At 36.5% G+C, this 13,617-nt stretch carries 12 protein-coding genes; 2 read left to right on the forward strand and 10 right to left on the reverse strand.

Going from position 1 to position 13,617, the window contains the following annotated elements; all coding sequences use genetic code 11:
* Positions 1-89: 89 nt before the first annotated feature.
* From HMPREF2937_RS03415 to HMPREF2937_RS03460, 10 genes are all read right to left on the reverse strand, one after another.
* Complete coding sequence (locus HMPREF2937_RS03415; protein WP_070864037.1) at positions 90-1,289, reverse strand: CamS family sex pheromone protein; 1,200 nt, start codon at positions 1,287-1,289, stop codon at positions 90-92.
* Positions 1,290-1,308: 19 nt separating this feature from the next.
* On the reverse strand, positions 1,309-3,312 hold the full coding sequence (gene ligA / locus HMPREF2937_RS03420) for an NAD-dependent DNA ligase LigA (protein ID WP_070864038.1): 2,004 nt from the start codon (positions 3,310-3,312) through the stop codon (positions 1,309-1,311).
* 3 nt (positions 3,313-3,315) lie between these two features.
* Positions 3,316-5,511, reverse strand: coding sequence for a DNA helicase PcrA (gene pcrA, locus HMPREF2937_RS03425; protein WP_070864039.1), 2,196 nt, complete (start codon positions 5,509-5,511; stop codon positions 3,316-3,318).
* Between the two features lies 1 nt (position 5,512).
* Positions 5,513-6,202: a heptaprenylglyceryl phosphate synthase gene (locus HMPREF2937_RS03430; RefSeq protein WP_070864040.1), complete on the reverse strand. Its 690-nt coding sequence runs from the start codon at positions 6,200-6,202 to the stop codon at positions 5,513-5,515.
* Between the two features lie 130 nt (positions 6,203-6,332).
* A complete protein-coding gene (locus tag HMPREF2937_RS03435; RefSeq protein WP_023015874.1) occupies positions 6,333-6,635 on the reverse strand; it encodes a YerC/YecD family TrpR-related protein in 303 nt (100 codons plus the stop codon).
* A 115-nt stretch (positions 6,636-6,750) separates the two neighbouring features.
* Entirely contained in the window at positions 6,751-8,049 is a 1,299-nt protein-coding gene (purB, locus tag HMPREF2937_RS03440) for an adenylosuccinate lyase (protein ID WP_070864041.1), read from the reverse strand.
* A 211-nt stretch (positions 8,050-8,260) separates the two neighbouring features.
* Positions 8,261-8,434 carry an NETI motif-containing protein gene (locus HMPREF2937_RS03445; RefSeq protein ID WP_070864042.1) on the reverse strand — a complete coding sequence of 58 codons (174 nt, stop codon included), beginning with the start codon at positions 8,432-8,434 and terminating at the stop codon, positions 8,261-8,263.
* Entirely contained in the window at positions 8,424-8,963 is a 540-nt protein-coding gene (locus HMPREF2937_RS03450; RefSeq protein WP_371099748.1) for a DUF2179 domain-containing protein, read from the reverse strand. The genes HMPREF2937_RS03445 and HMPREF2937_RS03450 overlap by 11 nt, the downstream gene beginning before the upstream one ends.
* Positions 8,964-9,053: 90 nt before the next feature.
* Positions 9,054-9,899, reverse strand: coding sequence for an ammonia-dependent NAD(+) synthetase (nadE, locus tag HMPREF2937_RS03455; RefSeq protein ID WP_002481688.1), 846 nt, complete (start codon positions 9,897-9,899; stop codon positions 9,054-9,056).
* Positions 9,892-11,361, reverse strand: coding sequence for a nicotinate phosphoribosyltransferase (locus HMPREF2937_RS03460; RefSeq protein ID WP_070864043.1), 1,470 nt, complete (start codon positions 11,359-11,361; stop codon positions 9,892-9,894). The genes nadE and HMPREF2937_RS03460 overlap by 8 nt, the downstream gene beginning before the upstream one ends.
* 250 nt (positions 11,362-11,611) lie before the next feature.
* Between HMPREF2937_RS03460 and HMPREF2937_RS03465 the strand changes: the two genes are divergently transcribed.
* Positions 11,612-12,691, forward strand: a complete 1,080-nt coding sequence (locus tag HMPREF2937_RS03465) for a nitric oxide synthase oxygenase (RefSeq protein ID WP_070864044.1) — start codon at positions 11,612-11,614, stop codon at positions 12,689-12,691.
* Positions 12,692-12,722: 31 nt separating this feature from the next.
* The gene (locus tag HMPREF2937_RS03470; RefSeq protein WP_002481691.1) at positions 12,723-13,529 is read left to right on the forward strand and encodes a prephenate dehydratase; all 807 of its coding nucleotides are present in this window, start codon (positions 12,723-12,725) and stop codon (positions 13,527-13,529) included.
* Positions 13,530-13,617: the final 88 nt, after the last annotated feature.

Below are 13,617 nucleotides of genomic sequence, written 5' to 3' on the forward strand. Positions count from 1 at the left end.
TATCTCATCAACCGAATTTATTATAGAGCCAAAATATAAAAAGATGCCTTCTATGCGAAGACATCTTTATCATAATTTTATCTATTCATTTATCTTTTATAGATATGCACATTTTGTTTTTTATCATCTTTACCTTTTGTGATTAAAGCACGTGCTTGGTTACCATCTTTAATATGAATTTCATAGGCATCAATATTGCTGAAGTATTTGTCAGCTTGTTGTGCAATAAATTGTGTAATACCAGTTAATTCAGCTTTGCCATAGTAATCAATCGGTACTTCAATAATAAGGTTTTTCGGTTTTTTGCCATCAAATTTCGTTTTACCTACTGCTTGTGTAAAGTTAGGGAAATATGACTGCAAATTATCATTGAACTGTTTGAAGTTATTGTTTAAATTCTCATTCAAATCAGCTGCTTCTGATGAAGGTAACAACACTGATTTCTCATTAATATCTTTCCAACTGTTGATACGTGTTTGACCATCATCTGCCGTTGCACCTGAAACAAATTCTCCTGGAATAATATCATTTTCTCCAGATTGAATATAAATCGCAAAGTGAATTGGAATGTTTTTCAATGCTTTATGTTCACGTAAACGTTGCAACATTTCATCGGCCATTTTTTTACCTTCTTTTTCGACTTTCGCACGGTCTAATTTCTTACTGAAGGTTGGTCCGTCTTTTTCTTTTTGGTAATAATATTCACTGTTCATCGCAAGACCAATAGTCATGCCTTTAATTTTTTTACCTTTGGTGTCACTATTGCCGTAGAAATCTTGTTCTAAGATGTTAGAAAGATAAGCAGGTGAATTTTCTGCGATTTTTTCTTCATCCTTTTCGCCATGACGAGATGGATTTAAACCAAGATTTTCATTCGCATTTTTCTCTTCTTTTTCATCTTTATCCATTTTTTCGATTTCAGATTTTGTGTATTTAGGTCCAAGATAAGCATTAATTGTTTTTTTATCTAAAAACTGACCATCTTGGTATAAGTATTCGTCAGTGGGAAAAACTTTCTTACTTTGTTCTAATAAACCATCTTCAAAGTCATCACCGTTATAGCCATTCGCCATCGTTTGCTGCAACATACCTCTTGCTTGACTTTCTTTAAATGGAAGAATCGTTCTATAGTCATCACCTTGAACATTCTTATCTGTCGCAATGTGCTTAACAGTACTTGAATCTGATTGACTTTCTTGTTCTTTTGTTGATTTTTGTTGCTCATCCTTATTGCCACACGCCGTGAGAATCAATAAGAGAGAGATGAGTAATACACTTGTTTTCTTCATGCCCTATCTCCTCTATTGTTTATTGGTCAACTTCATTTTGTTTTTGGATAAAGTCTGCTTCAGACCAAATTTCTGTGCCTAGTTTTTCTGCTTTCGTCAATTTAGATCCAGCATCTTCACCAGCGATGACTAAATCCGTATTCTTAGTCACACTGCTTGTCGTTTTTGCACCTTGTGCTTCCAACCATTTAGATGCTTCTGTACGTGTCATATTGTGCAGTTTACCTGTTAATACAACAGTCAGACCATTAAATTCTGAATCAGATTCTATCTCTGAAGTTCTGATACCTTTATACTTCATATTAACATTTTTTGCACGAAGTTTATCAATTAAAGTAATGATATCTTCATTATTTAAATAAGTAATTAATGAAGTCGCTAGCTTATCTCCGATATCATGGATTTCAAGCAATTCCTCTTCCGTTACTTCAAACAAACGCTCCATGTTGTCAAAACGTTCTGCGATTACTTGACTGGCTTTAACACCTAAATGTCTGATGCCTAAACCGAATAATAAATGTTCAAATGAATTTTCTTTTGACGCTTCAATCGCATTTAAAAGATTATCTGCTTTTTTCTCACCCATACGTTCTAACGGCAACAAATCATCTTTTGTAAGGTAATATAAATCTGCTACATCTTTAATAATTTCATTATCGTACAACTGCATAATCAGTTTCGTACCTAAACCATCGATATTCATCGCTTGGCGTGATACGAAGTGAATCATACCTTCGACAAGTTGTGCTGGGCATTTAGGATTAATACAACGTAATGCGACTTCTCCATCTAAACGAACTAATTCATGACCGCAACTTGGACAATGTGTCGGCATATGATAAGTTTCAGTTCCTTCTGGTCTGCGATCAGGTAAACTGCGCACAACTTCCGGAATAATATCGCCTGCTTTTTTAATCACTACACTGTCCCCGATACGAATATCTTTTTCATGAATTAAATCTTCATTGTGCAGCGAAGCACGAGAAACAGTCGTTCCAGCAACACGAACAGGTTCTAATACTGCTGTCGGTGTGACTACACCCGTACGTCCGACACTTAACTCGATATCATGTAAAGTCGTTACTACTTCTTCAGCTGGAAATTTATAGGCAATTGCCCATCTTGGTGATTTTTGTGTATACCCTAGCTCATCTTGCTCTTCAAGATCATTGACCTTAATCACAATACCATCAATATCATAGGATAAGTCTTGGCGTTTTTCAGTCCAATACTTGATGTATTCCAATACGCCTTCAATATCTGACTCACGTTTACGGTTTTGATTGGTTTTAAAACCTAACTCATCTAATTCATCTAAAGCTTCACTTTGTGATGTCGCATGGAAGTTTGTAAAGTCATTGACGCTGTATAAGAAAATACTTAAACGGCGTTTTGCAGCTAATTTTGAATCTAATTGACGTAATGAGCCAGCCGCTGCGTTTCGTGGGTTCGCAAAAGCTTGTTCGCCCGCTTCTTCCTTCTCTTTATTCAAACGCTCAAAAGAAGCTTTCGGCATAAACGCTTCCCCACGCACCTCAAAAGTTAACGGCTTTTTAATTTTTAATGGAATCGCTCGAATTGTACGCAAGTTCTCTGTAATATCCTCACCAATCGTTCCGTCACCACGCGTCAACCCTTGCACAAATCTGCCGTTTTCATATTTTAAAGATACCGCTAAACCATCAATTTTCAATTCACACATGTACTCAACTTTTCCCGCATGTTCACGTACACGGGCATCAAAACGACGTAAATCTTCTTCATTGAAAGCATTAGCTAAACTTAACATCGGTGTATCATGGCGCACTTTATTAAAAGTAGCTTGTGCTTCGCCGCCTACACGTACCGTCGGAGAATCTTCTGTTTTAAATTCAGGATGTTCTTCTTCGATATGAATCAATTCATGGAGTAATTTATCATACTCACTATCTGGTACAGATGGATTATCCATCACATAATATTCATGATTATATTGATTCAATAAGCGATGCAGTGTTTCAACTCTATTGGCTAAATCGTTCATCCCTTAGTCCTCCTTCTTTTTAATCGGCGCAAAGTTCGCAAGTAAACGTTTCGGTCCTTGAGATTTAAAGATAATATCGAGTTCAACCGTACCGTTTTTCTCATTCACATTGCTGACCATACCTTCTCCCCATGCTTTGTGAACCACTTTATCACCGACGTTCCATGTTCCAGATGCCACTTCTGAACGTTTCGTTGTACGTCTGCTTGGACCGCGTTTAACAGGTCTTTGACTGCTGGCAGCTCCTGCATAACGGCTTTCTGTTCTTGCAGGCTTATTCAATAAATCTTCAGGAATTTCTTTTAAGAATCTTGAAGCTGAGTTAGATTGTGTTTTACCAAATAACGTTCTGCTCGTCGCATGTGTTAAATACAACTCTTCTTCCGCACGTGTAATCGCCACATAACAAATTCTGCGTTCTTCTTCCATTTCGTGATCATCGTCACTCAAAATAGAACGGATATGAGGGAAGATTGATTCTTCCATACCCATAATAAAGACTACCGGGAATTCCAAACCTTTCGCAGAGTGCATCGTCATCAATGTCACACCGTTTTCAATATCCGCTTCATCGATATCTGCGACTAATGATAAATCTGTTAGGAAATTGATTAATGATTGTTCTTCAAGCGGTGTGTTTTTCTCATAATCCATAGGAACAGACATAAACTCTTCGATGTTTTCTAAACGGCTGCGTGCTTCTAAAGTCTGGTCACGTTCCAACATTTCTTTATACCCTGATTTATTTAAGACTTCTTCTACAATTTCACTGACTTCTAAGAATTCTTGTTCTTGGATTAAATTTGAAATCAATGTATAGAAATCTATCGCTTGTTTAGTCACTTTTTTGGTTAAACCGATAAAATCTGCTTCAGCTAAGGCATCAAACATACTTAAATCATTTTGTCTGGCATACGCTTGAATTTTTTCAACAGAAGATGGTCCGATACCACGTTTTGGTACGTTAATAATACGTTGTAAACTGATATCATCATTACTATTTGCGATTAAACGTAAATAACTTAATAAGTCCTTGATCTCTTTACGGTCATAGAACTTGTGACCGCCGACCATTGTATATGGAATATTCGATTTCATAAATGTTTCTTCAAGCACACGAGATTGTGCATTCGTACGATATAAAATCGCAATATCATTGAAGGATTTATTGTTTTCACGTTGCTGACGCATAATTTCTTTTACGACATATTGTGCTTCATCACTTTCGCTTTGTGCTTGGTAATAATTAATTTTTTTACCTTCTTGGTTCGCAGTCCATAGCCCTTTCGGCTTACGTTCTGTATTATTTTTAATTACTTCATTGGCCGCATTTAAAATGACTTTCGTTGAACGATAGTTTTGTTCAAGGAAAATCGTTCTCGCATTCGGATAATCTTCCTCGAATGACAAGATGTTTTGAATATCAGCACCACGCCAACCATAAATGGATTGGTCAGAGTCACCTACGACACATAAATTTTTAAATTTATCCGCTAATAGTTTCACAAGCGTATATTGTGCTCTGTTAGTATCTTGATACTCATCCACGTGGATATATTGGAATTTATTTTGATAGTATTCTAAAACGTCTGGTACTCGTTTAAAGAGATTGATTGTAGTCATAATCAAATCATCGAAATCGAGCGCTTCATTTCGAGAAAGCTGACGTTGATAACCTGCATACACACGTGCCACCATATCAGACATAAAGTCTGTTGCTTCAATTTCAGCGTCTTCAACTGTTTTAAGTTCATTTTTCATATTACTGATGGCAGATAAGAACATACGCGGATCATAACGTTTACTGTCGATATTTTCTGTTTTCAACACATCTTTAATGACTGACTTTTGATCTGTCGGATCTAAAATCGTAAAGTTACGCTCAATGCCGATACGATCTGCGTCTCTTCTTAAAATACGTACACACATAGAGTGGAACGTTGACATCCAAATAACTTGTGCTTCTTCTCCTACTAATTTTTCAACACGTTCTTTCATTTCTCGTGCTGCTTTGTTTGTGAAAGTAATTGCTAAGACGTTATAAGGAGAAACGCCTTTTTCATCTAATAAGTACGCGATACGATGCGTTAGAACACGCGTTTTCCCTGAGCCTGCTCCGGCCATAATCAGCAGTGGTCCTTCAGTTGTACGGACTGCTTCGCTTTGTTCAGTATTCATATTGTCTAATAACGCATTCATCTTAAGATAACTCCTTTATTTTAACTGTTTTCAATGCTTGTTTGATATCGGTATAGACTAAATTGCCGACGACAATCGTATCTGCTTCTTTCGCCACAACTTGCGCATCGCTTAATGAGCGGATACCGCCGCCATAAAACACATGTGCTTGTTCAACATTTTGTTTTGCGGTACGAACCATTTCCATATCTCCGAACGTGCCGCTATATTCTATGTACATGATTGGAAATTGATAGACTTTATCCGTCATCAATGCGTAAGCTTCAATATCTGATTCATCTAAATCTGTTTTGGCTTGTGTTTTCACCGCTGCTTTAGAATCAGGATTTAATATGATGTACCCTTGGAATTTGATTTCATCAAAATCCATCATATGACCGTAGTCTTTAAGTGCTTCTAGCAATAAGCCATTTTGGTATTGTACATCCGGGCTGTTTAAGACCATCGGGACAAAGTAGAAGTCAAAACCAGGCATGATGCTTTCTAAGTTGGAAATTTCAAGGACGAGTGGAAGCGGATAACGACGGACACGACTCATCAATTGAATGACATTGTCTTCAGTCACATTATCAGTTCCGCCAATCACAATTGCATCTGTATTTGACATACAGATTTTATCTAAATCTTCATCATTGATTGTCTTTGCAGGATCTAATTTAAATACATGTTGCCACTTTTTTATGTCGTACATTTTACCGTTTCCCTTCTTTTAAACATACATTTGATTATATCATTTTTACCACTTAGATTCTAAACGGATATGTCTAAACAAAGAAAAACAGAACCTCTCACATCATAAGATGTGCAGGCTCTGTTTTGAACTAGTCATTTGTTTCGATATTCATGCGATCTAATACGACAGTATAAGCGTCGTTACCCCATTGTAAGGAGCGTTTTACTCTGGAAATTGTCGCTGTAGAAGCACCTGTTTCTTTTTCAATCGTTGCATACGTATAGCCTTGTTTAATCATTTTAGCAACTTGAAGTCTTTGTGATAACGATTGAATTTCATTTACAGTACATAAGTCATCAAAAAACTGGTAACACTCTTCTCTATTTTCAAGCGTTAGAATCGCATCAAACAGCTCATCTAATGCTTTACCGCGTAACTTCTCAATTTGCATATCAAACAACTCCTGTTCTTTGTGTTCATCTTTATCCTATTTTAACGTACTAATACATTAAAGTGTAGTCATGACCCTTAAGAAATTGTTGCGATATACAAATTTATGGTAAACATTAGTCAGCTAAACCAGCACGTTCGAAAATTGTATCCACTTGATTTAAGTGGTGTTTTGGATCGAAGGCTTTGTCTAAGTCTTCTTTACTTAATACATCTGTAATTTGTGAATCTTGTTCAAGCAATTCTCTGAATGGTGTTTTAGTTTCCCAAGACTCCATCGCTTTTGGTTGAACTAAGTCATAAGCTTGTTCACGTACCATACCTTTGTTAATTAATGATAATAACACACGTTGTGAATAAATTAAACCGAATGTTTTGTCGATGTTAGCCATCATATTATCTTCAAAGACTGTTAAACGGTCGATGATGTTTGTGAAACGATTTAATGCATAATCTAATGCGATTGTCACATCTGGTAACATAATACGTTCTGCAGATGAGTGTGAAATATCACGTTCATGCCATAATGGAACGTTTTCGTATGCTGTTGTAATGTAACCACGGATGACACGTGAAATACCTGTAATATTTTCTGAACCGATCGGGTTACGTTTATGCGGCATTGCTGAAGAACCTTTTTGGCCTTTCGCGAATGCTTCTTCTACTTCTCGTGTTTCTGTTTTTTGCAAGTTACGTACTTCAACTGCAAATTTCTCCATAGAAGTTGCGATTAAAGCTAATGTTGCGATGTAATACGCATGACGGTCACGTTGTAATGTTTGTGTTGATACAGGTGCAAAATCAAGACCTAAGTGTTTTGTAACGTATGCTTCGATTTCAGGTGGGATATTTGCGAATGTTCCGACTGCACCACTCATTTTACCTACTTCGATTTCTTTACGTACTTCTTTAAAACGTTTAAAGTTACGTACCATTTCTTGATACCATAATGCCATTTTCACGCCGAATGTTGTCGGTTCAGCATGCACACCATGTGTACGACCCATCATTAATGTATATTTATATTTTTTCGCTTTCGCAGCTAATACTTCGATAAAACGTTCAATGTCTTTTTCCAAAATATCGTTTGCTTGTTTGATTTGGTAGCTTAACGCTGTATCTACAACGTCTGTTGAAGTTAAACCATAGTGCACCCACTTACGTTCTTCTCCTAAAGTTTCAGAAACTTGACGTGTGAAAGCAACAACGTCATGACGAGTTTCTAATTCAATTTCTTTCGCACGGTCTACATCTACACGTGCATTTTCACGGATTTTTTTAACGTCTTCTTTCGGGATAAAACCTAATTCACTCCAAGCTTCACATGCTAGGATTTCAACCTCCAACCATGCTTCATAACGATTTTGGTCTGTCCAGATTTGTGACATTTCTTCACGAGAATAACGTTCAATCATTTCATAAACTCCTATCTTAAAGTTTGATTTTAAATGTGGACGCTCACAGAACATGTACGTTCTTCAAAATATCCTGCAAAACGTTCGACTTTTTACTCTTATACTCTCTATTTTAACAGAATTTTTTCAAATGTATAAGGCTTTCCAAACTTTTATCTAAAAAGCCCAACTCGTATTTCATTTCAAAATACAAATTGGGCTTTCTGCACATTTATTGAATTTTCTTACCGACAAATTGTATATGTTGACGCTCAACTTCTATACTGCCGTCTTTATTTTCACGATAGACTGGTTTCTCAAACCGCTTCACTGGCATATAGCCCGCTTCACGCATACGTGCTAAACATTCATGAATCGTTTCGTTTTCTGCTACTTCAAATTTCATCTGTATCATACGCCTTCAATCGTTTACTTCTAATACCTTTTACCCAGAAGCCGCCATGTAATGTTCGTGCTTCATAGGCAATGACGAATGCTTTGTCATCAAGTTGTTTGATCGTATCCATCAACTTAAGTTCAAAGCGTCTTGGTGTCAGAATTTGCATGACTAAACGTTCGCCGTCTCGACCATAAGCTGGGAAGTGTGTGACACCGTAACCTAAATTTCTAAGTTGTGTCGGTAAATCTAATTCGTAATTGGCTGTTGTCACATTGACTACAGAATAACCTAATGCAAGTTTCTCTTCAATTTTCATACCGACAATAATGCCGACAGAGAAACCAAACGCATAAGCTACAATATTTTGGAATTTATCCAAGTTAGCCATCACTAAGCCTAATCCGATAATATAGATTAACACTTCAAGGAAACTAACCGCTGCTGCGACATAACGGTAACCTTTTAAGGTAAGAATCGTACGAACTGTGAGACATGTCACATAAGCAACGTTAATGATAAAAATTGAGAGCAGCATCAGCCATGGGTTTGCTGAAATTACTGACAAAATATATTACCTCTTTTCAAATTGAAATCTAGCTTATTTTATCAGTCGACTGATTATTTGTCACTCTTTTTCTTTCGATGATTCTGATTTTGGCCAAGTGTAGCGCGTGTATGCTAATTCTCGCTTATGCGCATTTCTTAAGTAGTGGCCTTCAATTACTTTTTGATCTTTTTCAGACACAGGTTTGCCTTCTAAATAATCATCAATCGCATCATAAGTCACGCCTAACGCTTCTTCATCTGGAAGTTGCGGTTTGTCATCTTCTAAATCAGCAGTCGGCACTTTTTCATAAAGATGTTTCGGTGCATTTAAGTATGCCAATAATTGACGCCCTTGTCGCTTATTTAAGCCGAATAAAGGCGCTATATCTGCAGCACCATCGCCATATTTTGTGAAGAAGCCTGTAATATTTTCTGCAGAATGATCAGTTCCGATGACAATACCGCTTTGGTTTGCCGCAATCGCAAATTGAACTTTCATACGTTCACGTGCTTTTTCATTACCGCGTTGAAAGTCTGTTAATTCAAATCCAGCTTCATTCAATGCATTAACACTTTGATCAACTGCCGGTTTAATATTAACCGTGACAGTTTCATCTGGTTGAATGAACTTCAAAGCATCTTCAACTTCATCTGCGTCTTTTTGTACACCATATGGTAACTTAACTGCGATAAAGCGTACATTTCTGCCTTCTTCTCGTAGCTGTTCTACCGCAATTTGACACAAACGACCAGCAAGTGTTGAATCTTGGCCGCCTGAAATCCCCAATACTAACGATTGGATAAAACCATGACTTTGAACATAGTGTTTAATAAAGTGAATGAGTTCATGGACTTCACTTTCACTATCGATGGATGGTTTAACTTTCATTTCTTTAACAATAATATCCTGCAATTCACTACTCATGTCGTTCCTCCATTTCTTTGACATCTTCTGCGACTTCAAAGATTTTTTGTTGTTTGTTATCCCAACATGCTTTACTTAAATCAACAGGGTACTCTTGAGGGTTCAAGAAACGTTTGTTTTCTTCCCATAGATGTTCTAAATTTGTTTTTAAGAAGGCTTGGGCTGTTTTTTCGTGTGGTAATTCATAAACTAATTTACCTTCAGTATAGATATCTTTATGCAAATCAATCGCTTCGAATGATTTTACTTTCTTACTTTTATACGTATGCACTGGGTGGAACAATTTCAATGGTTGTTCTGCATATGGATCTTCATGTGCAAGGGTAATATAATCCCCTTCTGCTTTTCCTGTTGCTTTATTAATAATACGATAAACATTTTTCTTACCAGGTGTTGTTACTTTCTCCGCATTGTTTGATAGTTTAATACGGTCTTGATACTCACCTGATTCATCTTCTACAGCAACAAGTTTATAAACTGCTCCTAATGCTGGTTGATCATAACCTGTGATTAACTTAGTACCTACACCCCATGAATCGACTTTCGCACCTTGTGCTTTCAAACTCATGATTGTTTCTTCGTCTAAATCGTTAGATGCAATGATTTTCGCATCAGTGAAACCTGCTTCATCTAACATTTTACGTGCTTCTTTAGATAAGTAAGCAATATCACCTGAATCTAAACGTATACCGATAAAGTTGATTTTATCGCCTAATTCTTGTGCCACTTTAATCGCTGTCGGCACACCTGATTTTAACGTATGGAAGGTATCTACTAAAAAGACACAGTCTTTATGACGCTCTGCATATTTTTTAAATGCAACATATTCATCACCATAAGTTTGTACAAAAGCATGCGCATGTGTACCAGATACAGGAATACCAAATAATTTACCCGCTCTGACATTACTTGTAGAATCAAAACCGCCGATAATAGCTGCTCTTGCTCCCCATAATGCTGCGTCTTCTTCTTGTGCACGTCTTGTACCAAATTCCATTAATAAGTCGTTAGGTGCGACTTGTTTAATTCTGCTTGCTTTTGTCGCAATCAACGTATGGAAGTTAACGATATTTAATAAAATCGTTTCAATTAATTGTGCTTGAATTAATGATGCCTCTACCCTTACTAAAGGCTCATTATTAAAACATACTTCGCCCTCTTCCATTGCTCGAATGTTTCCAGTAAAGCGCAAGTCTTTCAAATAATCTAAAAAGTCATCTTGGTAACCAATAGATTTTAAATATGTTAAATCCGTTTCAGTAAAATGGAAATTTTCGATAAATTGAATAATTCTGCGTAATCCATTAAATACAGCATAACCGCTGTCGAATGGCATCTTGCGGAAATATAAATCAAAGACCGCCTTTCTTTCATGAACATTATCATACCAATAACTTTCAGCCATATTAATTTGGTATAAGTCATTATGAAGCATTAAGCTGTCATCTCTAAATTGATACATAACTTTCTCCCCAATCAACCTTTTTTGTTTAGTTTATCACATTCTTATAGGCTTTTATACATTCCCCGTTAGGGGGTATGTCATTCTTCGTACAATTGTACCGAAATTGAAATTAAATCAATTAATTTTGTAAATACTTTTTTATTAATGTAATAATTTTGTCAGATTTAGTTGGATTTCTATATTTTGTGTGACATCTTTACTAGGGGTTTTCCCTTATTACTCCTATAATAAAGATGAGGTGAAGAAAATGTTATTAGAGAAAGCGACTGAACTTATTCACACAATGTATCGAGAGTTGAATTATGACGAAAATGTTATTCAAGAGAGATTAGAAGCAATCGAAAAGGAAATTAACGAAACTGGCACGTATCACCATACGACGGAAGAACTAACATATGGTGCACGTATGGCCTGGCGTAATTCCAATCGTTGTATCGGACGATTATTTTGGGAAACGTTAATCGTTCAAGATGCACGTGACGTCAAAGACAATGATGCCTTTATCGAATCTATCCACAAACATTTAGACGAAGCGACAAACGGTGGAAAAATTCAATCTTACATTACGATTTATGCGCAAGAAGAAGATCATCCGCCTATCATCTATAATAATCAATTAATTCGCTATGCAGGTTATGAAGATGCCGGGGATCCTGCGGAACGCGAGATGACTAAAACTGCACAACACTTAGGTTGGCAAGGTGCAGGTACAGATTTTGATGTCTTACCATTGATTTATAAATTGCCTGGTGAGCGCTTCCCGCGCCTGCATGATTTACCTGAAGAACTGGTCCTAGAAGTTCCAATCGAACACCGCCATTACCCTAAACTCGCTGACTTAGGATTGAAATGGTATGCGGTACCGATTATTTCTAGTATGGATTTAAAAATCGGCGGTATTACTTATCCAACAGTACCATTTAATGGCTGGTATATGGTAAATGAAATTGCTGTACGTAATTTTACTGACACATACCGCTATAATTTAATAGAAAAAGTTGCAGAAGCGTTTGAATTTGATACACTTAAAAATACTTCATTCAATAAAGATCGTATTATGGTAGAACTGAATGATGCAGTGTATCATTCGTTTAAAAAAGTAGGTGCATCGATTGTCGATCACCTAACAGCTGCTAAACAATTCGAACACTTTGAATCCAATGAAGCAAAAGCCAATCGTGAAGTTACTGGAAAATGGTCTTGGCTCGTACCATCACTGTCACCTACTCTGGTTTCGAACTATCATCATGGGTATAAAAATGTGATGAAAGAACCAAATTTCTTTTATAAGAAACCAGCAGAAACAACTGGGTGCCCTTTCCATTAACTGTGCGTCACATCAAAGGGGAAATGCAAAAATGAATTTATATTATTTAGGTCCAAGGGGTACATTTTCATATCTTGCTTCTAAAAAGTATCTAACAGAAACAGAAGCTGACTATCATCCAAAATCCAACTTATATGAAGTCGTTCAAGCAGTTCAAAATGACTCAGACAGCATTGGTATTGTACCGATTGAGAATTCAATTGAAGGCACAATCAACATCATCGCAGATGGCTTAGCACATCAAAATATATACGCTATTGGTGAAATCCATTTAAATATCCAATTCGGATTATATGCTTTAGCTGGTACACCAATCGAAGCGATTGATACAGTGTATTCTATCGCACCTGCAATCAGTCAAACTAACCAATTTATCCAGCGTCATCAATTTCAAATCGGCTATTCAGAAAGTACCGTTCAAAGTTTAGATTTTATTGATGAACATACGGGCGCGATTGCACCGCTAGGTATCAATGAAGATCATCGTCTAGAAGCAATTGAACAAAATATTGAAGATTTTCCACATAATGTGACCCGCTTCTTAATCATAGGTAATCACTTAACTATCGCTGAAGATGCGACAGACACTGTATTAATGATTACACCAGAACAAGATAGAGCCGGGTTGCTTGCGAATATTTTAAATACATTCGCAATTTTCAATATCAACTTATCTTGGATTGAATCACGTCCGCTTAAAACACAATTAGGCAGATATCGCTTCTTTGTCCAAGCCGATGCTACGCTTAATTCTGAATTAGACAAAGTGATTAAAATACTTGAAACCTTAGATTATCAAGTGAAAATCATCGGTTCTTTCAAGAAACAAACTAAATAAGATATATTCTAAATAAACTGGGTCGAACCTTGCTTTCAAAGTTCGACCCAGTTTTATTATTGTTATTCTACTTCAATCAGATAGTTCA

Origin of the sequence: Staphylococcus sp. HMSC061G12 (assembly GCF_001838465.1) — a bacterium.
In the GTDB taxonomy this organism is placed as follows: Bacteria; Bacillota; Bacilli; order Staphylococcales; family Staphylococcaceae; genus Staphylococcus; species Staphylococcus simulans.